Source organism: Pseudomonas caspiana, from assembly GCF_040224095.2.
Taxonomy (GTDB): Bacteria; Pseudomonadota; Gammaproteobacteria; order Pseudomonadales; family Pseudomonadaceae; genus Aquipseudomonas; species Aquipseudomonas caspiana.
The window spans coordinates 6051101-6074684 of sequence record NZ_CP167995.1 but is presented as its reverse complement, the minus strand read 5'-3'; the positions used below and the strand labels follow the sequence as shown (position 1 = coordinate 6074684).

Genomic DNA, 23584 nt, shown 5'->3' with positions numbered 1-23584 from the left:
ATGAAGCAGACAGTGAGGCTACATGACTCAGCTTTCCAGCCAGACGTCCCGCGCCCAGTGCCATACCGATTCCCAGCTTTCTTCGGTAACCAGCTCTTCTTCGCCAGACCACAGCACCACGGTGCCGTCTTCTTCGACGCAGTAGTAGTCTTCACCGTCCTGGCAGATCGGGATCAGCTCGCGCGGCACGCCGATATCCCAGGCCGAGGCGGCGACTTCGGGCAGGTAAGTGTGCGATCCGGGGTCGGTAACGGTCACCGGCTCAAGGCTGCCGTACACCACGTCGCTCACCGTCAGGAGGAATTCCTTGAAGACGAAGGGGATATTGATGAACAGCTGTTCTTCGACCTCAACGAGTTGGTCCTCGTCGGGTAGCTCCAGCGGAACCGGAACAGGTTCATTCGCTTCGCGTAATTGTTCAATGACTTCTTCCACGGCCTGGCTCCTCTGACTTGATGGCGCGGTTTATACAGTAGCTTAAAGGCTTTCTCAAAATAACTATCCCAACGGATAAAACAAAAACCCCGGACAAGTCCGGGGTTCTGCTTACTCGTGGAGCGGTCTAAATCAACCGTTCTGGCGAATACCTGCAACCAGCCAAGGCTGATTATCGCCCTGAGCACGCTCCATGTTCCAGCTTTCGCTGAACACTTCACCCTGATCGAAGCGCGAAGACTTGGACACACCGCTGAATGTCAGCGTGGCGATGGTCTTGTCAGCGCGATCATCCAGGCCGTCCAGTTGAACGTTCAGGTTGTCGATATAGGTCGACTGGAAAGCGTCGCCCAGATCCGCACGTTCCTTTTTCAGGAACTGCAGCATTTGTGGAGTCACGAACTCTTCGATCTTGTCCATCTCGTTCGCATCCCAGTGCTGCTGCAGCGACTGGAAGTGGCTACGAGCGGCTTCAAGGAAGCGGGTTTCGTTGAACCAGGCCGGAGCGTTGATCACCGGAGCGGCTGCGGCTGCACCCGAACCACCGAAGATCGAGTTCTGGGCAGGCTGTTGAGCGCTTTCACGCTGGTAAGTCATCGGGCCAGCGGCGGTAGCCATCTGCTCGCCTTGTTGCTTACGACGACGTGCCGCGATGAAGCGGAAGATCAGGAAGGCAATGACCGCCATGATCAGGATGTCGAAGATTTGCATCCCCTGGAAGCCGTCGCCCATGAACATGGAAGCGAGCAGGCCGCCGGCAGCGATACCGGCCAATGGGCCGAGCCAGCGGGAAGCACCGCTAGCAGCAGGGCGACCAGCAGCGGTTGGCGCTGCAGCTGGAGTGGTCGGAGTGGCTTGGCGCGACTGGTGACTTGGCGCCGAGCCCATGCTCTTGCCGCCACCGAAACGCGCAGCGTTGGCTTCAAAGCTCATGGTGAGCCCGATGCACAGCGCCATAGCGATGCTTAGAAAACGTTGCATAAGGGTATTCCCGTTTTGTGGATTGCACGCGCGCCATATTGCATAGGGCATATGTGTCTGGCTAGCGGCCATATGTTTCCGGCTTTTGCGTGATTGCCGAAGACCCTATGTAGGTTGGTCCGTAAGGCTTCGGTGAAAGTTCTGTAGGACGGATCGCCGGACAGTGTCATCTATATGGAGGTGACCGGGTGCTGATTCAATCTGCCGCTGCATGACTGCTGTCTGTGGGAGCTGGGCTTGCCCGCGATAAGGCTCGATACGGTTCACATGAAACCGCGTTGACCTTATCGCGGGCAAGCCCAGCTCCCACAGGAAGTATTTCCCTTCAGACAACGAGTCAGCAGTCTAAATCGCTTCCAGCTTCGCGTAGCCCATCATCAGCCACTTGCTGCCTTCGGCGAAGTTGACCTGCACCCTTGCCTGAGCGCCAGCGCCTTCGAAGTTCAGGATCACCCCTTCGCCAAACACCGCGTGTTGCACACGCTGGCCCAGGGTAAAGGCGGTTTCCGGGATACCGGTGCCGTTGAACAGGTTGCTGGTGCTGACTTTCTGCGTACCGCCGAAAGGTCGGCTAACGCTGTTGGACAAGCGCACTTCCTGAATCAGCAGCGGCGGTATTTCACGTACGAAGCGCGACACCTTGTTGTAGGTCTCGCTGCCGTACAGGCGACGGGTTTCTGCGTAGGTCATCACCAACTGTTGCATGGCGCGGGTAATGCCGACATACGCCAGACGTCGTTCCTCTTCCAGCCGGCCCGGCTCTTCCAGGCTCATCTTGTGCGGGAACAAACCTTCTTCCATGCCCACGAGGAACACGTAAGGGAATTCCAGGCCCTTGGCGCTGTGCAAGGTCATCAGTTGAATGCTGTCTTCGTGCTCTTCGGCCTGGGTATCTCCGGCTTCCAGCGACGCATGGCCGAGGAATGCAGCCAACGGGGTCAGTTCGGCGTCTTCTTCGTTGTTTTCGAAGTTACGCGCTGCGCTGACCAGTTCCTCAAGGTTTTCTACCCGAGCCTGGCCTTTTTCGCCTTTCTCTTCCTTGTGGTAGTTGATCAGCCCGGACTGCTCGATGACGGTTTGCGTCATCAAATGCAGCGGCATCTCCATGACCTTGGCCGCAAGGTTTTCGATCAACTCGACGAAACCGCCCAGCGCGCTTGCCGCACGGCCGGTCAGGCCTTTATTGGCGATCAGTTGACGAGTGGCTTCCCACATCGAGACGTCGGCATGGCGAGCATGCTGACGAATCGCTTCGACGGTTTTTTCACCGATGCCGCGGGCCGGAACGTTGATGATCCGCTCCAGTGCCGCATCGTTGCCACGACCTTCGAGCAAGCGCAGGTAAGCCATGGCGTTCTTGATTTCAGCACGTTCAAAAAAGCGCTGGCCGCCATAAATGCGGTACGGAATTCGTTCGCGCAGCAACGCTTCTTCAAGCACCCGTGATTGGGCGTTGGAGCGATACAGAATGGCGATTTCGCTACGGGAGAGACCGGTCTTGAGTGCGCTCTCGATGGTTTCGACCACGTAACGGGCTTCGTCGTGTTCGTTGAAGGCCGCGTACAGATTGATCAGTTCGCCATCGCCGACATCCGTCCACAGCTCTTTGCCCATGCGGCCGCTGTTATTGATGATCAGTCCGTTGGCCGCTTTGAGAATGCTGGCGGTCGAGCGATAGTTCTGCTCAAGACGAATGACTTCGGTGTCCGGGAAGTCAGAAGAATACTGGTGGATGTTCTCGATCTTCGCGCCACGCCAGCCGTAAATCGACTGGTCGTCGTCGCCCACTACCATCAAGCTGTCGCCACCTTGCGCCAGCAAGCGCAGCCATGCGTACTGCACGGCGTTGGTGTCCTGGAATTCGTCCACCAACACATGGCGGAAGCGCCGCTGGTAATGGGCAAGGAGGCCAGGATTGTCACGCCACAGGTCAAGCGCGCGCAGCAGCAGCTCGGAAAAGTCGATCACCCCGGCGCGCTGACAGGCAGCTTCATAGGCTTCGTAGATCGACTTCATGGTAGTCAGGAACAGATCGCCGCTGGCCTGAATATGCTTGGGCCGCAGGCCCTCGTCTTTCTGGCCGTTGATAAACCACTGGGCTTGTTTGACGGGCCAGCGTTGTTCATCCAGGCCTAGCTCGCGCATGACGCGTTTGACCAGACGTTGCTGATCATCACTGTCCAGAATCTGGAAGGTCTGCGCCAGATTGGCTTCCTGCCAGTGTGCCCGCAACAGACGGTGCGCCAGGCCGTGGAACGTGCCTACCCACATGCCTGCCGGGTTGATGCCCATCAGTTGTTCGATCCGATGGCGCATTTCTGCGGCCGCCTTGTTGGTGAACGTCACCGACAGGATCGAATGTGGCGAGGCTTGCTCGACCTGGATTAACCAGGCGATGCGATGCACCAGCACACGGGTTTTGCCGGAACCAGCGCCGGCCAGGACCAACTGACGACCCACGGAGGCAGCTACGGCCTGGCGTTGGGCATCGTTGAGGGAATTAAGCAGAAGGGAGAGATCATCGCGCATCGACGCATTCTAGGGTGCCGAGCGAAACCGGGCAAACCATGCTTTGCCCTAATCGACAAAACCTGTCCTCGGCGACGGTCAGTCACCACCCGTCCAAACTGACCGGGTGTCCGATTTAAGCGATTGCGGCAGGTCGACTGGCGAACTGCCATTTATTATGAATGTACACGTTTGGTCTACGGCGGCGCTTGTGTATGCTCCCGGCACGTTCAAGGCCACAACACTATAAGAATTTGCCATGACTTCGAATTTCAGTGCCGTAGATACCGCCAGGTTGAATCGGCGCACTATTCATAAACAGTACGCCAGCCAATTGGCCGTTGAGCGCACCCGCATGCTGTATCAGGGGTCGTTGCTACCGACGCTGTTCATGTTTATCAATGGTTTGGTTTGCGCCTGGCTGCTATGGGAGCCGGAGCGCTATCTGCTGGTCGGCGTCTGGCTCGGCTGGCTAATAGCATTGGTCAGCCTTCGGGTTTTTCAGGTCGCCGCTTTCCGCGGTGCATCGCCCGAGCGTCGCGCACTGCCTGTATGGGGGCAGACGTTTTTGCTTGGGGCCTGCGCCAGCGGTCTGACCCTGGCCAGTGCCGCGCTGGTGCTGGTGCCGGTCGAAAACTTTCAGCAGCAAGCCTGGGTATTTGGTTTGATCGGCGTGGCGACGCTGTCGGCAAGTATTGCCTACGCGGTGAGTATTACCGCGTTCCTGACTTTTACCCTGGCGTGTCTCCTGCCGCCGATTGCCTATCTGTTCTGGGGCGGTGACGTTCCTTTGCGGGGGTGGGGCTGGTTAGGATTAATCCTGTTATTGGCGTTGAGCGTGGTTGCCTGGCAGGTCAATCGCCTGATTCATCGTGGTCTGATCAGGCGCTTTCAGAATCAGGCACTGATCGAAGTTCTGCAGCAGGCCCAGACCCAAAGTGAACAGCTCAACATCGAACTGGCCCGGGAAATCGAGCAGCGCCGCAAGGCCGAGCGCAGCTTGCGTGAGGCGCATGCCGAGTTGGAAACCCGTGTTGCTCAGCGTACTCAAGAGCTCGAAGAAGCCAATCTTGCCCTGAGTAAAAGCCCACCTCGACTGGCCGCTACAGTGTTTGAAGCGGCCAGCGAAGGTATCGTTATTTTCGATCCGGACTACAACATCCTTGCGGTTAATCAGGCGTTCAGCCGGGTAACCGGCTACGAGCAAGAGGAAATGGTCGGACGCAAAGTGACTGATATCGCCAGCAGCCGAGATGCCCGACGAAATTTCCAGACCATTCATCAAGCCCTTGAACAAACGGGCTGCTGGCAGGGGGAGCTGGTAGAAACCCGAAAGAATGGAGAGTTGTACCCGCAGTGGCTGCATCTCAGCGTAGTCCGGGATCTGGCCGGTAATATGAGTCATATCGTCGGCTTTTTCGCCGATCTCTCCGCTCGGAGAGAGTCAGAGGAGCGGATGCGTTATCTGACCCATTTTGACGAGTTGACCGGACTTGCTAACCGGTCGCTGTTCAAGGAGCGGCTGCGCGAAGCCAACCAACGGGTGCGCCAAGGTGGCAGGAGTCTGGCACTGCTGCATATCAATCTGGATCGCTTCAAATTACTCAACGACAGCTTGGGCCACGAGGTTGCGGACCAGTTGCTCAAACACGTCTCGCGGCGTCTCGGGAGTGCACTGCCAGAAGCGGATACCATCGCCAGGTTGTCGGGCGATGAGTTTGCCGTGCTGTTCGACTCGTACGGCAATCTGTCCAGTCTGACTCGTGTCACCACGCGACTGTTGGCCAAGCTGCGAACGCCCATCGCCGTCGCGGGGCATGATTTAGTGGTCAGCGCCTCGGTAGGCATTAGCTTGTTGCCCGATTCGGCGCGGGAAATCTCGGCGCTGGTCAGTCAGGCCAATATAGCCATGCAGCATGCCAAGCACCTGGGCGGTAATAACTTCCAGTTCTTCACTGAAAGTCTGCAAGCCAGCACCCTTGAGCGTCTGCAGCTGGAAATTCAACTGCGCAGAGCCATTGAAGATAAGCAGTTGGAAGTGTTCTATCAGCCGAAGCTGTCCCTGGCGACCGGACGGCTTGATGCGGCGGAAGCTCTGGTGCGTTGGCGTCATCCAGAACGCGGCATGGTGCCGCCGGGAGACTTCATCAGTCTGGCGGAGGAGACGGGCCTGATCGTCTCCATCGGCGAGATAGTCCTGCGTGAAGCGTGTCGCCAGGCGTGCGAATGGCAGAGCCAAGGGCTTGAGCCTATTCGGGTGTCGGTCAACCTGTCGGTGCATCAACTACGTCAAGGCAAGCTGGTCACTCTGGTGCGACACGTGCTCGAGGAAACCGGCCTTGCCCCTCATTGGCTAGAGCTGGAATTAACCGAAAGCCAATTGCTCGACAGCGTCGAGCACATCATCACGACCTTCCAACAGTTACGGGAGCTGGGTGTGAAGCTGGCCATTGACGATTTTGGCACTGGCTATTCGTCTCTGAGCTACCTCAAGCGCTTTCCGGTTGATTACGTGAAGATCGATCAAGCGTTCATTCGCGGGTTGGGCGAAGGCACTGAAGACGCCGCAATCACTCGCGCAATTATCGCCATGGCCCACAGCCTCGGTTTGAAAGTCGTAGCAGAGGGCGTTGAAACTCAGGCGCAACTGGATTTCCTGCGCAGTAACGATTGTGATGAGGTGCAAGGGTATTTGATCAGTCGGCCGATTGAGGCTGATGCGCTGGCCGGAGTCTTGAAGGAAAACGTCAACCGCGTCTGGTCCTGATGTAGGACTTGTCCTTTCTTACTGTTGGATTTCTCTTCAAGTCGTCCGTGTTTGCCAGACCTGGTTCGTTTAACTGGGCGTCCCGCAGGTCATGTAGTATAACTACAAGAAAGCTACATCCCGTCCCATGCACCTTTGCCGAGTCTGCCCCTTTGAATCTGCTGCAACACATCGCCCAGTCACGCCATCTGTTACGCAAGTCGGAGCTGAAAGTCGCCGACCACGTGCTGCTTGACCCAGCGGCTGTGATGCACAGTTCCATGGCCGATCTGGCGCATAGCGTTGGTATCAGTGAGCCGACCATCGTGCGCTTCTGCCGCGCCATTGGTTGTACCGGCTTTCAGGATTTGAAGCTCAAGCTGGCACAGAGTCTTGCTGCCGGGGCTAGTTTTGGCCAGTTCGCGATCCACGAAGATGACTCGGTCGCGGACTACAGCCTGAAGATTTTTGACACCACCCTGCACACGCTGATGGAAGTTCGCGAAAACCTTGATCCCCATGCTCTGCAGTTGGCTGTAACGGCCATGGCGGCGGCAAAGCGGGTCGAGTTTTACGGCTTTGGTGCGTCGGGGGCAGTGGCGGCTGATGCGCAGCATAAGTTCTTCCGGCTTTTGCTCAGCGCGGCGGCTTATTCAGATCCGCACATGCAGGCCATGTCGGCCGTTACCTTGACGCCGACCGATGTTGCGGTCTGCATTTCTCAGTCCGGGCGCTCCAAGGATTTGCTGATTACGGCGAATCTGGTCCGCGAGACAGGCGCGACGTTGATCACTTTGTGCCCAAGCCAGACGCCGTTGGCCGAACTGTCGTCAGTCAATCTGGCGATTGATGTGCATGAGGACACCGAAATCTATACGCCTCTGACCTCGCGCATCGCGCATCTGGTAGTCATCGATGTGTTGGCAATGGGTGTCGCGATGGCGCGCGGCCCTAGCCTGGTCAACCATCTCAAGAGCGTGAAGCGCAGCTTGCGCAGTCTTCGTCTTTCGCCTAAATCGATCAAATCCCACGAAGATTGAACGGCTGATTCAGGGCTGACGATGCGTCGTTAGCGTCAGGCCTTCAGTTTTCACCAATTTGTAATGCATCCGCCGCGTTACCGTCACAGCCTTTGGGCACCCTGATACTCCCGCAACGCACTGGGAGACAGGATATGCCTCGGCACTACGATGACTCGCAACAGAGCAGCACCGTCAAAACCCGCCGTCAGCAGGAAGATCAGCGACGTATGGGGTTTCGTCGGGCAATAGAAAGCTATTGCGAAGCGCGTCGGCTCAATCAGGAGTTGTGCGACTTCGAAGAGAGCGTTTCAGAGCGCTTCTGGCAGGCCGCTAAACCTTTGGAAGGCGCCCGTCGAAACGCTCCATCAGCTGGCTGATCTGCGCACGTTCGGTGCGGATGAACGCTTGGAAGGCGTGCGCCACGGGCGACAGACGTCGATCCTTGGCCTGCACCACGCACCAACTGCGATACAACGGTAACTCTGCCACCGGTAACTCTTTGAGCATGCCGGTGGCAAGTTCCAGGCTCACCGCGTGACGAGTCAGCATCGCGATGCCCAGCCCGGCCAGTACACTTTCACGCTGCGCTTCGTGGGCCGACATCTCGATGGTTGTCGTGAAGTGCACACGCTTGTCTTTGAAATATTCTTCGCAGGCTTTGCGAGTCCCCGAACCATTTTCCCGGATCAGTAGCGGATAGGGCTCCAGGTCCTTGAGCGCCAGTGCGCGTGCGTCGCACAACGGATGATCGGGCGGGGCGACGGCTACAATCGGATTATTGAGGAACGGCAGGAACTCCAGGCCCATATCCTGCGGGACCATGGACATCACCACCAGATCATCGCGGTTGTCCGACAGCCTCCGGATGACTTGGGCGCGGTTGACCACGGTCAGGCTCAGAACCACGTCCGGGTAGTTGCGTTTGAAAGCGGCAAACAGGTGCGGAATGAAGTATTTGCAGCTCGACTCAACGGCCAGCTTCAACTGCCCTTGCAGTGAGCCCTGCATATCAGTGAGTTGCATATCCAGGTTTTCCAGGCGCCCGAAGATATCGCGACTGGCCGATTGCAGCGCTTCAGCGGCTTCGGTCAGGTACAGCTTTTTCCCGACGTATTCAAACAGCGGCTGGCCTACCAGTTCCTCAAGCTGACGGATTTGCAGGCTGACAGCCGGTTGAGTGAGTGACATTTCTTCCGCTGCTCTGCTGTATGAACGCAGATCACACACCTCGTTGAAAATTCGCAGCTGACGCAATGTCATACGCATCAATGACTTACGCATATTTGCCGGCTCCGCCTGGTCGCTGAAGCGACAACTATAAGTGTTTACTTATACACAGCCCAATTTTTACTCATTTTTATTAATTCCTGATCGGGCATAGGGTGTTCCTGCGGCAATCAACCACACGCGCTGTTACAAAAACTGGTTCAACTACAAAACCGGTTCTACGGTCGAGGGAATACTCGTGATAACAAAAATCCTGATCGCCAACCGCGGTGAGATCGCTGTCCGGATCGTGCGCGCTTGCGCCGAGATGGGCATCCGTTCGGTGGCAATCTTCTCCGACGCCGACCGTCACGCGTTACACGTAAAGCGGGCGGACGAAGCCCATAGCATTGGTGCCGAACCTCTGGCGGGATATCTGAACCCGCGCAAGCTGGTCAATCTTGCGGTAGAGACTGGTTGCGATGCGTTGCATCCGGGCTATGGCTTCCTTTCGGAAAATGCCGAACTGGCTGACATCTGCGCTGAACGTGGCATTAAATTCATAGGTCCATCTGCTGAAGTCATCCGCCGCATGGGGGACAAGACTGAAGCGCGCCGCAGCATGATCAAAGCTGGCGTGCCAGTGACGCCGGGTACCGAAGGCAACGTTGCCGATATCACTGAGGCGCTGCAGGAAGGGGACCGCATCGGTTACCCGGTCATGCTCAAGGCTACCTCGGGCGGTGGCGGTCGGGGTATTCGTCGTTGCAACAGTCGAGAAGAGCTGGAGCAGGCGTTTCCGCGAGTGATTTCCGAGGCGACCAAGGCATTTGGCTCGGCAGAAGTTTTCCTCGAAAAGTGCATCGTCAATCCCAAGCACATTGAAGCGCAGATCCTTGGCGATAGCTTCGGCAACGTCGTGCACCTGTTCGAGCGTGATTGTTCGATTCAGCGCCGCAACCAGAAGTTGATCGAGATCGCTCCCAGCCCGCAACTGACTCCAGAGCAACGCGCCTACATTGGCGATCTGTCGGTACGCGCGGCCAAGGCAGTGGGCTACGAAAATGCCGGTACTGTGGAGTTCCTGCTCGCCGAGGGCGAGGTGTACTTCATGGAGATGAACACCCGGGTGCAGGTGGAGCACACCATCACCGAGGAAATCACCGGTATCGATATCGTCCGCGAACAGATTCGGATCGCGTCCGGCCTGCCGCTGTCGGTCAAGCAGGAAGACATTATTCACCGCGGTTTTGCTCTGCAGTTCCGGATCAATGCCGAAGACCCGAAGAACAACTTCCTGCCGAGCTTCGGCAAGATCACCCGGTATTACGCGCCCGGCGGCCCCGGCGTGCGGACCGATACAGCGATCTATACCGGTTACACCATCCCGCCGTATTACGACTCCATGTGCCTGAAGTTGATTGTCTGGGCGCTCACGTGGGAAGAGGCGATGGACCGTGGCTTGCGCGCACTGGATGACATGCGTCTGCAAGGGGTGAAAACCACTGCCGCGTATTACCAGGAGATTCTGCGTAATCCGGAATTCCGTAGCGGTCAGTTCAATACCAGTTTCGTTGAAAGCCACCCTGAGCTGACCAACTACTCGATCAAGCGCAAACCCGAAGAGCTGGCCCTGGCCATCGCTGCTGCCATCGCCGCCCATGCAGGCCTGTGAGGAATACGTAATGTCCAAGAAGATTTTTGTAACCGACACCATCCTGCGTGACGCTCACCAGTCTCTGTTGGCCACCCGGATGCGCACCGAAGACATGCTGCCGATCTGCGACAAGCTCGACAAGGTTGGCTATTGGTCGCTGGAGTGCTGGGGCGGCGCGACGTTTGATGCCTGCGTTCGCTTTCTGAAAGAAGACCCGTGGGAGCGCCTTCGCCAACTGCGCGCGGCATTGCCGAACACACGTCTGCAAATGCTGCTGCGCGGCCAGAACCTGTTGGGGTATCGCCACTACAGCGACGACGTGGTCAAAGCCTTCGTTGCGAAAGCGGCGGTCAATGGCATTGATGTGTTCCGTATCTTCGACGCCATGAACGATGTGCGTAACCTGCGCATCGCCATCGAGGCGGTGAAAGCCGCTGGCAAACATGCTCAGGGCACCATCGCCTATACCACCAGCCCGGTACACACCATCGAGGCCTTCGTTGCCCAGGCCAAACAGATGGAATCCATGGGTTGCGACTCGGTGGCGATCAAGGACATGGCCGGTTTGCTGACACCTTATGCGACGGGTGAACTGGTCAAGGCGCTCAAAGCCGAGCAGTCGCTGCCAGTGTTCATCCACTCCCATGACACGGCTGGTCTGGCCGCTATGTGCCAACTCAAGGCTATCGAGAACGGTGCGGACCATATCGACACCGCCATCTCCAGCTTCGCCTGGGGCACCAGCCATCCGGGCACTGAGTCCATGGTTGCCGCCCTTAAAGGCAGCGAATTCGATACCGGCTTGAACCTGGAGCTGCTGCAGGAAATTGGTCTGTATTTCTACGCAGTTCGTAAGAAATATCACCAGTTCGAAAGCGAATTCACGGCTGTCGACACCCGTGTGCAGGTCAACCAGGTGCCTGGCGGGATGATTTCCAACCTCGCCAATCAGCTCAAAGAGCAGGGCGCGCTGAACCGTATGGGCGAAGTGCTGGCCGAGATTCCGCGAGTACGCAAGGACCTTGGATATCCGCCGCTGGTCACGCCGACCTCGCAGATCGTGGGTACTCAAGCGTTCTTCAACGTGTTGGCCGGTGAGCGTTACAAGACCATCACCAATGAAGTGAAGCTTTACCTGCAAGGCGGTTATGGCAAGGCGCCGGGCCAGGTGGACGAAAAGCTGCGCCGTCAGGCCATCGGCAATGAAGAACTGATCGATGTTCGGCCTGCGGACCTGCTAAAGCCGGAAATGACCAAACTGCGCGGCGAAATTGGCGCTTTGGCTCAATCTGAAGAGGACGTGCTGACTTATGCCATGTTCCCGGACATCGGCCGCAAGTTCCTCGAAGAGCGCGCTGCGGGCACCCTCAAGGCTGAAGAGCTGCTGCCTATCCCTGAAGCGGGTGGTGTGAGCAAGCCGGGAGGCGAGGGCGTACCCACCGAGTTCGTTATCGACGTGCATGGCGAGAGCTACCGTGTGGACATCACCGGGGTGGGCGTCAAGGCCGAAGGCAAGCGCCACTTCTACCTTTCCATCGATGGCATGCCGGAAGAAGTGGTGTTCGAACCGCTCAACGAATTTGTCAGCGGCGGCGCCAGCAAGCGAACCCAGGCAAGCGCACCAGGCCATGTCAGCACGGCCATGCCCGGTAACATCGTCGATGTGCTGGTCAAGGAAGGCGACATGGTCAAAGCCGGTCAGGCTGTACTGATCACCGAAGCGATGAAAATGGAAACCGAAGTCCAGGCTGCAATCGCTGGCAAGGTAGTCGCTATTCACGTGGCCAAGGGCGATCGGGTCAACCCGGGCGAGATACTGGTTGAGATTGAAGGTTGAATGCATTGATCTCTGAACTCCCGACTCTACCTCGGCGCACATAACACCATGCTGTGGTGCGTGAAACAGGGAGCTTGTAGGAACGCACGAGCACCGCGAGCCGCGAAAGCGGTGTATCAGAAAGACCGCCATTGCTGCCTCGCGGTGCTTGAGCTACTACAGAGATAACGGTTAGATTTCCTCGGGGGGCCTATATGGCTCCCTTTTTTACTTCAAAAATTATTAACTGCATTAAATTGCATCTATTGCCCAGCGCATGAGTCAGGAAATGCACTATAGTGCAGATATACGCACTTTTACTGGCTGGCAGGTGCAATAAATTGCAGGCGTCCCATGTATAACCTCACTCTTCAGATTTATGGCAGTGGCGTCTGGAAGGATGCCATGACCCTTTCGTTTGACGATCCTGAAAAAGGGTTTCTCGGTCCATGCCGCTTCGCCTACAAGGCGGCTTACGTTCTGGACGCATACCCGAACTCTTTCTCCCAAGGCGTGAGCGCCCGCCTGCCGGTGGATTTTGAAACATTCTCATTGCGTGAGGCCCCGGCTTTTCTGCATGACATTGCTCCTTCTGGCGCGGCCAGGCGCTTCCTGATCATCCAGCTAGGTCGACAAAAGCCGGAAGGTTTGAGCGACGACTTGTACCTGCTTGGGCGCAGCACGCCCGCTCCCATTGGCAACTTGCGGGTCAAGGAGTCAGTCGCCGTCCTGGAAGAGGGCGAGGCCATGGGCTTTACGCGTGCGGATGTCATCACCCGTGACCAGCACTTTCTTGAATATGCCTATGAACAGGGCGCTGCCATTGGTGGGGCTACCGGTGCGGGGGGCGAAGCGCCGAAGCTGTTGATGACGCAAGGCCTGGACGGCTTGCTTTACCCGGATGCGGTACTGGCTGATGAACAAGCCAAAGAGCACTGGTTCATCAAGCTCGCCCGCAATCAGGCTCTGAACAATGATCAGGATATCTTGCGCAGTGAGTACTTGTACTACAGGGCGCTGCAAACGCTGGGCATCGACACTGTCGCGACAGAGGATATGGCACTGGAGGAGGCGAACAAGCCAAGCCTGTGGATGAAACGCTTTGACCGTCGTATCACAGAGCAAGGTGTGGAGCGACTGGCGGTAGAGTCTGTCTATTCGCTGGCCGGAGTAACGATTCCAGGCAGTCGCATGGATCATCAGGAGGTGATCACGCTTCTGAGTGGGTTATGGTCGCAGGCCGGGCAGAAGGCAGAAATACCTGATCTGGTGGCCGAATACCTTCGCCGTGATTTGATTAATCAAATCCTTGGTAACTCGGATAATCACGGTCGCAATACGGCAATTATTCGCAGCCAAGACGGTTATCGACTGGCACCTATTTATGATCTTGCACCCATGGTCATGGATTCCGAGGGCATCACTCGTACAACCAAATGGTCGAAGTCCATCGAGCGAGCAGGTGTCGTCAACTGGCGCGCGGCATGTGATGCACTGGCAGATATTCTTGATCCGCAGCAGGCTTTCGAGCGCTTGCGTCAAGACGCCCAACAGCTGAGAGCGCTGCCGGATATATTGCGCGACAGCGGTCTGCCTGACGCGACGTTCAACCATCCAGCCATTGCCTTGGGCAAGCTGGATCAGCGGCTGACCACCTGGGGGCTGCAATGACCTTATCCATCGATGCCCGCGCGCTGCTGATCGAAAGCGTTCAGCAGGGCATTGCTGACGGTAGCCTCGAGATGGGCGAAGCGGTCAAGCGGCTGCGAGTTGAGGGCGCGAGGCTGCATCAAAGCCAGTACGCCAAGATGTGCAAAATCTCGGTGCGCACGCTGATTCAGATCGAGCAAGGTGAGGGTAATCCGACGCTCAAGTCGTTGAATGCGGTATTCCGGCCGTTTGGTTTGCAGATGGGCGTGGTGAGGCGTCATAAGCAGATCAATTGATGACGTCTCACCACGTATGAGGAAGCCCCAGCCCAGCTCTTGGCCTCTATGGATAGATGACCTCACAGGTTGAGAGGGGCAGGTCCAATCTCGTTATGATTTTTTATAGCGTTGTTGGATTACCTCAGCCACCTGCCTGAAGCTGATGCTTTTGGTCGCGATCTTCTGCATACCTTCTTCCGGCAAGTAGCCGAACTTGACGTAAAGGATTTCTCCTTGGGCCATCTGTGCCTGACTCAAGCCATCGAACGACTTTTTCATGGCATCCAGACTGGTCGGGCTTGCAACGAGCGTTACCCAGTCCGGTACCGGAATGGTGCTGGCAAAATAATTCACTACATTGACCAGTGCGTCGCCAATAGGAAACACCGCAGTGAATCGATCTTTGGGCTTGAACCTTGCGATACCCATGTAGATATCCGGCAGGTCTTTGATATTGCTGTCGACCCCATGCTTTTGATGAGAAAGAAGGTACTCGAAGATCTGCAATGACGTACCGACAATGATCAGCGACTGAGCGCCCACAGCGCTGTCCGAAAAAGTATGTCGGAGGGTACTTGCGACCGGGAGGGATTTCTTCCACTCCCCACGGTCGAGGATAACGCTGCCGTATTTACCGTTGTGCAAAACCGGGGCAGGGACCCGCCACGGGTTTTCTTGCTTTGCTGCAGCTAATACATTCATGTCACAACATCCTTGTTGTTTTATTGCGGGTTAATGAGCGTATGCCTGATTGGCATGAACTAAACCTTAGCCCGACGAAGGTTTTTTGTTCGGCCGCTAACGGTTTTGTGTGTAACGGGTTGTTGATGGCTGTACCGCGCAGGAGCCGCTGTTCTCTCAGCCCATACGTCCTTCATATCCGAAGGCATTTGCTCTCCTGCGCGGTACATGAACCATATCGGTCAGATTCCGCGAAACGCCTCCAGCCCCTTTAACTGCTGCCCATCCTTGAAGTTATCCACAGCCAGCCAGCTCTCGAAAGCCTGCTGCAGTTGAGGCCACTCCTTGTCGATAATCGAATACCAGGCCGTGTCACGGTTCACGCCTTTGACCACCATGTGCTGGCGGAATGTGCCTTCGTAGCTGAAACCGAACCGCTCCGCCGCGCGTTTTGAGCGGGCGTTGTTGGCGTTGCATTTCCATTCCAGGCGGCGGTAACCCAGCGTGAAGGATTCCTTTGCCAATAAATAAATCGCCTCGGTACCTTTCGGCGTGCGTTGCATCGATGCGCCGAAGGTCACGTGGCCGATTTCTATTCGGCCATGAGCCGCCACGATGGACATCAGGCTCAGGTAACCATCAACAGCGCCCGTCGCCTGGTCCACCACCGTGTAGAACCACGGGTCGGTATCTGCTTCGTGGCGGCTCAACCAGGTATCAAACTCGCTGCGCTCCAGAAATGGTCCGTAGGGCAAGTAATCCCAAAGCTTCGGATCGGAGCCGGGACCTTGCAGCGCATCCCATAAGCCGTCGGCGTGGCGCGCAACGCTGAGTTTTTCCAGGCGAATGAAGCGTCCTTCCAGTGTTCGGGCATCTGGCAGTGCGACGGCTTGCCAATCAGGTACAGGGGTCGACATAGATGAGCTTCCTAGAGCGCTTTGCGAAATTGGATTAAGCCCGGGCGTTCAGCGATACGTTCATACAGCTGAATGGCGGTGGCGTTGGTTTCGTGAGTCAGCCAGTGAACCTTATCGCAATCATTGGCCTTGGCGGTTGCATACACGTACTCGATCAACCGTCGGCCAACGCCAGTACCGCGTTGCTGGGGAGCGACCAGCAAATCCTGAAGGTAACAGGCGTTAGCGATGCTCCAGTTGGAGCGATGGTAGATGAAATGGACCATGCCCACCGCTGTGCCGTCCTGCCAGGCCAATGCCGCGTTGGTTGGTTCAGACGGGTCGAGAAAGCGCGCCCAGGTGCTGGCAGTCACGGCGTCGGACAGCTCGGTTTTGTAAAAGCGCAAGTAGGCCTGCCACAGCGGTAGCCACGCGGCGTGGTCCTGTTCGGTTACCGGGCGAATCTGAATATCGGTCACAGCGGTCTCCTATCGTAATAACCAACTGAATAAATGCTTTTTTCTGTAGGAGCTGCCGAAGGCTGCGAAGCATTATCTGACACACCGCGATCGCAGCCTTCGGCAGCTCCTACAGGCCCTATGTTTGCCGCGAGACAGCGTGCAGATCCGGATTTGCGTCAAAAAACACTTTCAGCTCATCAACTGAGCCAGTTCCTGATCTTTGATATCTGCGCTTGCGGCCAGCCCGTCACGCAGGCCTGCAATGTCCGCTGCCGCACGGTTCTGGCTGAGTTTGCGTTTACCTTCCAAGCGCTCAATGGGCAATGCAAAGCCGACAATGGCACCCAGCATCTTGTCGATGTAATCGGCAGGTGCGTCGGCCACCGCCCAAGGGTTGATGCGCCCGCTTTCATGTTTGTCGGTCAGGCCGCTGACGACATCCAGCAGTCTCTGCGGATCATTGAAAACCTGCGCGACGCCGTAGGCGTGAACGGCCACGTAATTCCAGGTGGGTACTACTTTGCCGTGTTCAGCCTTGGCCGGATAAAACGACGGGCTGATGTAAGCTTCTGCGCCGGGAAAAATCACCAGTGCCTGCGCGCCGTTTTCCAAAGCGCGCCACTGCGGGTTGGCCTTGGCCAAATGTCCATATAGCGTGCCATTTACGCCTTGATCGGTCCGCAACAACAGCGGCAAATGACTGGCCTGCATGCCGTGCTCGTCATGGGTAACCAGAATCGCCAGCCGGGTCTGCTCGATCAGGCCATGCAGGCTGTCAAGGTCGTCGTCTTTGAAAGCGCTCGGTATGTACATGGAAATATCTCTTGGCCGAAGTCTCAATCCTAGGCAGGCTATTGGTTGGTTGTAAGAGCCATTAATTGTCAATTTGATAGGGCCAATGCATGTCCGGATTGCTGCCGTCTTTCCCGTTCAGCCTTGCGGGTATTGAGCTTGATCGCCGTCAGGGGTTGAGCCGCCAGCTCTATCAAACGCTGCGTGCACGTATCCTCGACGGGCGCTTGAGCGGTGGGACGCGTTTGCCGGCAAGTCGCGATCTGGCTGAATCCCTGGGTATTTCCCGCAATAGTGTGATGCGTGCCTACGACCAGCTCTATGCCGAGGGTTTCACCGATGGGCGTGTGGGCGACGGAACCTATGTGGCTCAATTATCAAGTCAGGTACTCCCCGACAGAAAATTATCCACAAAAGTGTCCACAGGGTTATCTACAGGCTTACCCACAGCCTTATCCACAAAATCAGAGGAATCACTGCTAAATCTTCCTGACGAAGTTATCCACAGTTCAGCCATTAAGAAGCTTGAGAGTCATCATCTCGGCGCGTATCTGCCGAGTGCGCCGAGGGCCTTCAGAGTCGGTGTTCCGGCGTTTGATCTGTTTCCGTTTGCCGTTTGGGGCAGGCTTTACGCGGCCTTTTGGCGAAAGCCTGATCTGGCGATGCTGGGTTATGGTCCGGCGGCAGGCGACACACGTCTGCGCGAGTTGATCGCTGCTTATCTGCGTACCTCGCGCGGTCTCCAGTGTCGCGGTGAGCAAATAGTAATCACTAGTGGCGCACAGCAAGCGATTAGTCTTTGTGCACAGCTGCTATTGGAGGAGGGTGACGGTGTTGCGATAGAGAATCCCGGCTATCGCGCCGCTGGTCATGCGTTTGCCATCGCCGGGGCAAAGTTGCATGGCATCGATGTTGATGAAGACGGTATGTGCTGTGAGCAGCTGCAGCGGCACGCCTGCAAGCTGGCTTATGTCACGCCGTCCCATCAGTACCCCATGGGCGTGGTGATGAGCCTGGCTCGACGCCTCGAATTGCTTGATTGGGCGCAGAAGACCCGAGGCTGGATTGTCGAGGATGACTACGATGGCGAGTACCGCTACAGCGGAGCGCCATTGGCACCGTTGGCGGCGCTGGATCGCAGCGGACGCGTTTTGTATGTCGGCACATTTGGCAAGATTGCTTATCCGGGGTTGCGCCTCGGCTATCTGGTGCTGCCTGCGGGGTTGGTTGAACCGTTTAGCCGTCGACGTGCTGTGGACATGCGCCACTCCGAAGTGAGTACCCAGGCGGTGATGGCCGAATTCATTGCTGCGGGACACTTCCAGCGCCACATCCGCCGAATGCGCCGTGCGGCATTGAGTCGTCGTAATACTTTGCTCCGTCACTGGCCCGAGGGCATACCGGGCTGCGCAGCGATGCCCAAAGTCGTTGCCGGACTGCATGTGGCAGTGAGAGTGGCCAGCCTAGAGCGGGAAACAGAACTGATCGAAAAAGCTAAAAGTGTCGGCGTCGAAATCAGCCCGCTGAGCGGGTACTGGCTACCGGAATCCGGCGAGCCTGTGGATAACAGAGCAGGACTGGTGCTGGGATTTGCCGCGGTGCCTGAGGCGGACATTGTGGATGCTTTGGAAAGGTTGAAGCAGGTTTGGCGAGTGAAACCTGATTTTTGATAGGTCGCCCTGTGCCCCTGACACATCGCTATCACGAAGCGAACACTGGGCCTGTAGGAGCGCCACCCCGGTCGCTCCTACAGAAAATGCATTTCAATTCAGTGAGTTGTTTTTATAGGGGTCAACCTTTGCCGCGCAACAGCGCCTCGGCAGGATCATGAAAGCTTGTGCGCGATATACTCGCTGCCATTACCCCTTTAAAACCGAGACTTCCCATGAGTACTTCTCTTGCTGCGGCGCCGGCTCGCAAGCCCGGTGCGCCGCTGATTGCTGTTTTCCTGCTGTTGTTCATCGCTATGTTTCTGCTGAGCAGCGTTGGCGTACGTCAGGTCCTTCTGCTGATCGTCGGTGCGGCATTGGGCCTGACCCTCTACCACGCAGCTTTCGGTTTTACTTCCGCGTGGCGTGTGTTCATCCGTGAGCGTCGTGGTGCGGGCTTGCGGGCGCAGATGGTCATGCTGGCCATCGCCGTCGTGCTGTTCTTCCCCGCCTTGGGCGCAGGAACTCTGTTCGGTCAGCCGGTGAATGGTCTGGTTGCGCCTGCGGGTGTATCCGTGGTGTTTGGTGCCTTTATCTTCGGCATCGGCATGCAACTGGGTGGTGGTTGTGCGTCCGGTACGCTGTTCACAGCGGGCGGCGGCAATGCGCGGATGCTGGTGACGCTGCTGTTCTTCATCCTCGGCTCGCTGATTGCGACTCACCACGTTGACTGGTGGTTCGCACTGCCGTCTTTCCCGGCGACCTCCATTGTTAAAAGTTTTGGTGTGGTCCCGGCATTGGTGCTGAGCCTGGCGGTGTTCGCGGTCATTGCGTTCGTCACTGTGCGTCTGGAAAAACGCCGTCACGGCCAACTGGAATTGGCAGTGACCAGCGAGCATGTTGGCTTGCGTCGCTTCCTGCACGGTCCATGGCCACTGGTGTGGGGGGCGATAGGTTTGGCATTGCTCAACTACGCAACCTTGGCCCTGGCCGGTCGTCCATGGGGCATCACTTCGGCATTCGCCCTGTGGGGCGCAAAGGTCGCAGGTTCTCTGGGCGTTGATGTCGGCAGTTGGGCGTTCTGGCAGATGCCAGCCAATGCCAAAGCGCTGGCCGCTCCGGTATGGGAAGACATCACCAGCGTGATGGACATCGGCATCATGATCGGTGCGTTGCTGGCGGCAGGGTTGGCAGGAAAATTCGCCCCAAACCTTAAAATCCCGGCGCGTTCGATAGTCGCGGCAGTGATCGGTGGTCTGTTGTTGGGCTACGGTTCGCGCTTGGCTTACGGCTGCAACATCGGTGCGTACTTCAGCGGTATCGCCTCCGGCAGCCTGCACGGGTGGTTGTGGTTGGTGGCGGCTTACGTCGGCAACGTGGCAGGCGTGAAATTCCGCCCGTTCTTCTTCCCGGGTGAGAAGCCGCAGGTTGCGTTGAGCGGTTGCTGAGTTGTTCGCTAAGCAATAACTGTAGGAGCGAACTTGTTCGCGAAGCGCCAGTACAGACAGCAGATCAATTTGCTTGTCTAAATCGCCTCGCCAACACGTTGGCTCCTACAAGGTTTGTCATCGTCCAATCTGCTCCTTCGCCAGTTTGACGATGTTTTCCACCGTAAACCCGAACTTGGCTTGCAGTTTGTCGATAGGAGCCGAAGCGCCGAAGGTGTTCATCGTGACCTTGGCGCCTGTGTTACCCACATATCGATCCCAACCCAATGGGCCTGCCTGTTCCACTGCAACCCGAGCAGTGACAGAAGGCGGGAATACGCTGTGGCGATAGGCCTGATCCTGATCCTCAAACAACTCCCAACTCGGCATCGATACCACACGTGCAGCAACGCCTTGGGCTTTCAGTTGCTCGAAGGCCTGCACGGTCATCCCAACCTCGCTGCCGGTGGCAATCAGAATCACCTCAGGTTCGCCGTCTTTGGCATCGGCTAATACATAAGCGCCTTTTGCCAGACCTTCGGCTGAGCTGTATTGCGTGCGGTCCAGCGTGGGCAGCGGTTGTCGCGAAAGCACGATGCACGAGGGGCGACTGGTTTGCGCCAAGGCGACTTTCCAGGCCTGTGCGGTTTCGTTAGCGTCGCCGGGGCGCAGCGTCAGTAAACCGGGGGTAGCGCGAAGCTGTGTCAACTGCTCGATAGGCTGGTGAGTCGGGCCGTCTTCGCCAACGCCGATGGAGTCGTGGGTGAAGACAAAGATCACCGGCAACTCCATGATCGAAGCCAGACGAATCGGCGGCTTCATGTAATCGCTGAACACCAGAAACGTTGAGGTGTAAGGCCGTACGTAAGACAGCGCCATACCATTGGCGATCGAGCCCATGGCGTGTTCGCGAATGCCGAAGTGCAAGTTGCGACCGCTGTAATTGTCGGCGGAAAAACTCCCGGCTCCGTCGAACGTCAGGTTGGTCTTGGTCGACGGTGACAAGTCAGCCGATCCGCCCAACAACCAAGGGATTTTCGCCGCGAAAGCATTGAGGACCTTGCCTCCCGACGCACGCGATGCAATGCCCTTGGCGTCGGTCTCGAAGGCTTGCAAGTTTTCCTGCCAGTGCTCGGGCATTTCTCCGGCGCGCATGCGTTGTAGCTCATCGGCCAGATCCGCTTGTTCTTCTTCCAGCTTATGGAGAGCGCCTTGCCAAGTTTCATAATCATGGGCATTGCGTTCAATCAGGGCGTCTCGCAGCCAGGTGCGAGCTTCGTCGGGCACCAGGAAGCTGGCGTTTTCGTCCCAGCCATAGGATTTCTTGGTCAGCTTGATTTCATCTTCACCCAACGGCTCGCCGTGGGCCGCTGCGGTGTTGTGTTTGTTGGGCGAACCAAAGCCGATCACGCTGTCGACCACGATCAGGGTTGGCGCATCATCGGTGCGTTTAAACACTTCGATGGCGCGGGCCAACGCTTCGGTATCGTTGGCATCGGCCACATGCAGGGTATTCCAGCCGTAGCCTTCAAAGCGGGTCTGGACGTCTTCGCTGAAGGCCAATTCAGTGTGGCCTTCGATGCTGATGGTGTTGTTGTCGTAGATCCAGCACAGATTGGCGAGCTTCAAATGCCCGGCCATGGACGCCGCTTCTGCGGTTACACCCTCCATCATGTCGCCGTCGCCACACAGCACATACACGTTGTAATCGAATAGCGTGCGGTCAGGTGCATTGAAGCGTTCACCCAGCCAGCGCTCGGCCATCGCCATACCAACGCTGTTGGCACAGCCTTGACCGAGCGGGCCGGTGGTGGTTTCAACGCCCGTGGTCATGCGGTATTCCGGGTGGCCGGGGGTCTTGGAGTCCATCTGACGAAACTGCTTGATGTCCTCAAGGCTTACCGCCGGTTTGCCCGAAGGCTCGCCGTGCTCATCGATTTCAACCACCCCCGCCAGGTGCAGCAGCGAGTACAACAACATGGAGGCATGACCGACTGACAGTACGAAGCGGTCGCGATTCGGCCAGTCCGGGTGTTCAGGGTGGTAGCGCAGGAACTGATTCCAGACGGTATAGCCCACCGGCGCCAACGCCATGGGCGTACCGGGGTGGCCAGAGTTGGCCTTCTGCACGGCGTCCATGGCCAGGGTGCGAATGGTGTTGATACAGAGTTGGTCGCGTGCGGTGCGTTGTTCGCTGGAAAAAGACGAGCCCATTGAATTAACCCTCAGTGACGTGCTGCTGAACATCCAGATAAGTGTGGAGCGCAGCCGAGGGCGGTTTGTTCATTGTATTTTGGGGCTGTCCGATGGCCATCACGGGTCAACCTTAACTGAACATTAAACGGTTCAGCTTTTATGCGGTCAGCGGCGAACCATATACCTCAACTGCATTCGAAGCAGGGAGCGGCGTGTATTACGCAGTAGCCCATGAGGTAATCGTTTTGAAGCAAGCCATCGTCGATAAATACCGTTTCTTAATGAAAACCATAGGTTATGTAGGCTGGTCACTGTTCTGGCTGCTGATCTGGGACATAGTGGTCACAGCCGACTTCATGCTGTTCCTGGACCGCAAGATCAGCCTGCCCTCGTTGCCGTTGACCTTGCTGGCATCTGCGCTGGTAGTGCTCACCAGCTTCCGTAATTCCAGCGCCTATAACCGTTGGTGGGAAGCACGCACCTTGTGGGGCGCGATGGTGAATAACTCCCGCAGCTTCGCCCGTCAGGTGCTGACGCTGGTTGAGGATGACGGCGAGTTGAATCCCGTGAAAGCAGTGTTGCTGCGTCGCCATGTGGCCTTCGTGAAATGCCTGTCTGCGCATTTGAAGGGTGAGTCCTGTAGCGACGAAGTACAGTCATTGATAACCCGCGAGGAATACGCACGCAGGCACGAAACCAACAACTTCCCCAACGACATACTTAATGCGTCCGCTGCACTGTTGGCCAAAGAGTACAAAGCAGGCCGTCTGGACAGCATCCGTCTGGCGCGTCTCGAGTCGACAATGGTGGAACTCTCCAACTGCCAGGGCGGGATGGAGCGTATCGCCAACACGCCGCTGCCTTATCCCTACGTGGCGTTCCCGCGTTTGTTCATCAGCCTGTTCTGCGTGATCCTGCCAATTGGCCTGGTGGACACATTGGGCTGGTATACGCCACTGGCATCGACCGTTGTCGGCTTCATGCTGCTGGCCATCGAAAAGATCGGCACCGACCTGCAAAGCCCGTTCAAAGCCAGCGAACACGAAATCCAGATGACCAAGCTGTGCGAAAACATCGAGCGCAACCTGGATTCGATGCTTCGCGATGCGAAGGTTGAGTGCACGGCTTAGTAATTTTTGACCCAAAACCTGTAGGGGCTCACGAGCACCGCGAGGCCGCGATT

General features: G+C 57.0%; 19 protein-coding genes. 10 read left to right on the top strand and 9 right to left on the bottom strand.

Annotated features, from left to right (window positions below; all coding sequences use genetic code 11):
- Nucleotides 1-27 precede the first annotated feature (27 nt).
- The 3 genes from ABRP31_RS27375 to uvrD form a co-directional block, all read right to left on the bottom strand.
- The gene (locus ABRP31_RS27375) at nt 28-435 is read right to left on the bottom strand and encodes an SMI1/KNR4 family protein (RefSeq protein WP_027901704.1); all 408 of its coding nucleotides are present in this window, start codon (nt 433-435) and stop codon (nt 28-30) included.
- A gap of 132 nt (nt 436-567) precedes the next feature.
- A complete protein-coding gene (locus ABRP31_RS27370; RefSeq protein WP_087269304.1) occupies nt 568-1416 on the bottom strand; it encodes a Tim44 domain-containing protein in 849 nt (282 codons plus the stop codon).
- A gap of 345 nt (nt 1417-1761) precedes the next feature.
- Nucleotides 1762-3945, bottom strand: a complete 2184-nt coding sequence (uvrD, locus tag ABRP31_RS27365; RefSeq protein ID WP_349971673.1) for a DNA helicase II — start codon at nt 3943-3945, stop codon at nt 1762-1764.
- A gap of 238 nt (nt 3946-4183) precedes the next feature.
- Here uvrD and ABRP31_RS27360 point away from each other — a divergent pair, with 238 nt between their 5' ends.
- The 3 genes from ABRP31_RS27360 to ABRP31_RS27350 all read left to right on the top strand — a co-directional run bounded on the left by ABRP31_RS27360 (nt 4184) and on the right by ABRP31_RS27350 (nt 8069).
- Nucleotides 4184-6691, top strand: a complete 2508-nt coding sequence (locus ABRP31_RS27360; RefSeq protein WP_087269298.1) for a bifunctional diguanylate cyclase/phosphodiesterase — start codon at nt 4184-4186, stop codon at nt 6689-6691.
- 152 nt (nt 6692-6843) lie between these two features.
- A complete protein-coding gene (gene hexR / locus ABRP31_RS27355; protein ID WP_087269295.1) occupies nt 6844-7710 on the top strand; it encodes a transcriptional regulator HexR in 867 nt (288 codons plus the stop codon).
- 134 nt (nt 7711-7844) lie between these two features.
- Nucleotides 7845-8069: a PA3496 family putative envelope integrity protein gene (locus ABRP31_RS27350; protein ID WP_087269292.1), complete on the top strand. Its 225-nt coding sequence runs from the start codon at nt 7845-7847 to the stop codon at nt 8067-8069.
- Here ABRP31_RS27350 and ABRP31_RS27345 read toward each other — a convergent pair.
- Nucleotides 8023-8973 carry a LysR family transcriptional regulator gene (locus ABRP31_RS27345; RefSeq protein ID WP_349971672.1) on the bottom strand — a complete coding sequence of 317 codons (951 nt, stop codon included), beginning with the start codon at nt 8971-8973 and terminating at the stop codon, nt 8023-8025. The two genes, ABRP31_RS27350 and ABRP31_RS27345, sit on opposite strands and share 47 nt — an antisense overlap.
- 184 nt (nt 8974-9157) lie before the next feature.
- Here ABRP31_RS27345 and ABRP31_RS27340 point away from each other — a divergent pair, with 184 nt between their 5' ends.
- The 4 genes from ABRP31_RS27340 (at nt 9158) to ABRP31_RS27325 (ending at nt 14317) form a co-directional block, all read left to right on the top strand.
- Nucleotides 9158-10573, top strand: a complete 1416-nt coding sequence (locus ABRP31_RS27340; protein ID WP_087269286.1) for an acetyl-CoA carboxylase biotin carboxylase subunit — start codon at nt 9158-9160, stop codon at nt 10571-10573.
- Between the two features lie 10 nt (nt 10574-10583).
- On the top strand, nt 10584-12392 hold the full coding sequence (gene oadA, locus ABRP31_RS27335) for a sodium-extruding oxaloacetate decarboxylase subunit alpha (RefSeq protein WP_349971671.1): 1809 nt from the start codon (nt 10584-10586) through the stop codon (nt 12390-12392).
- Between the two features lie 333 nt (nt 12393-12725).
- Nucleotides 12726-14042: a HipA domain-containing protein gene (locus tag ABRP31_RS27330; RefSeq protein WP_349971669.1), complete on the top strand. Its 1317-nt coding sequence runs from the start codon at nt 12726-12728 to the stop codon at nt 14040-14042.
- On the top strand, nt 14039-14317 hold the full coding sequence (locus ABRP31_RS27325; protein ID WP_087269276.1) for a helix-turn-helix transcriptional regulator: 279 nt from the start codon (nt 14039-14041) through the stop codon (nt 14315-14317). The genes ABRP31_RS27330 and ABRP31_RS27325 overlap by 4 nt, the downstream gene beginning before the upstream one ends.
- 93 nt (nt 14318-14410) lie before the next feature.
- Here ABRP31_RS27325 and ABRP31_RS27320 read toward each other — a convergent pair whose 3' ends face one another.
- From ABRP31_RS27320 to ABRP31_RS27305, 4 genes are all read right to left on the bottom strand, one after another.
- Nucleotides 14411-15001: a hypothetical protein gene (locus tag ABRP31_RS27320; protein ID WP_349971667.1), complete on the bottom strand. Its 591-nt coding sequence runs from the start codon at nt 14999-15001 to the stop codon at nt 14411-14413.
- Between the two features lie 221 nt (nt 15002-15222).
- Nucleotides 15223-15897, bottom strand: a complete 675-nt coding sequence (locus ABRP31_RS27315; RefSeq protein WP_349971666.1) for a GNAT family protein — start codon at nt 15895-15897, stop codon at nt 15223-15225.
- An 11-nt stretch (nt 15898-15908) separates the two neighbouring features.
- A complete protein-coding gene (locus ABRP31_RS27310) occupies nt 15909-16355 on the bottom strand; it encodes a GNAT family N-acetyltransferase (protein WP_349971665.1) in 447 nt (148 codons plus the stop codon).
- A 171-nt stretch (nt 16356-16526) separates the two neighbouring features.
- Nucleotides 16527-17150, bottom strand: a complete 624-nt coding sequence (locus ABRP31_RS27305; protein ID WP_349971663.1) for an FMN-binding negative transcriptional regulator — start codon at nt 17148-17150, stop codon at nt 16527-16529.
- 89 nt (nt 17151-17239) lie between these two features.
- Between ABRP31_RS27305 and ABRP31_RS27300 the strand changes: the two genes are divergently transcribed.
- Together ABRP31_RS27300 and ABRP31_RS27295 are read left to right on the top strand one after the other, a co-directional pair.
- Nucleotides 17240-18799 carry a PLP-dependent aminotransferase family protein gene (locus tag ABRP31_RS27300; protein ID WP_349971662.1) on the top strand — a complete coding sequence of 520 codons (1560 nt, stop codon included), beginning with the start codon at nt 17240-17242 and terminating at the stop codon, nt 18797-18799.
- Between the two features lie 215 nt (nt 18800-19014).
- The gene (locus ABRP31_RS27295) at nt 19015-20226 is read left to right on the top strand and encodes a YeeE/YedE family protein (RefSeq protein ID WP_087269259.1); all 1212 of its coding nucleotides are present in this window, start codon (nt 19015-19017) and stop codon (nt 20224-20226) included.
- Nucleotides 20227-20343: 117 nt separating this feature from the next.
- Here ABRP31_RS27295 and tkt read toward each other — a convergent pair whose 3' ends face one another.
- Nucleotides 20344-22419: a transketolase gene (tkt, locus tag ABRP31_RS27290; RefSeq protein ID WP_349971661.1), complete on the bottom strand. Its 2076-nt coding sequence runs from the start codon at nt 22417-22419 to the stop codon at nt 20344-20346.
- Nucleotides 22420-22682: 263 nt separating this feature from the next.
- Here tkt and ABRP31_RS27285 point away from each other — a divergent pair, with 263 nt between their 5' ends.
- Complete coding sequence (locus ABRP31_RS27285; protein ID WP_372489484.1) at nt 22683-23531, top strand: bestrophin family protein; 849 nt, start codon at nt 22683-22685, stop codon at nt 23529-23531.
- Nucleotides 23532-23584: the final 53 nt, after the last annotated feature.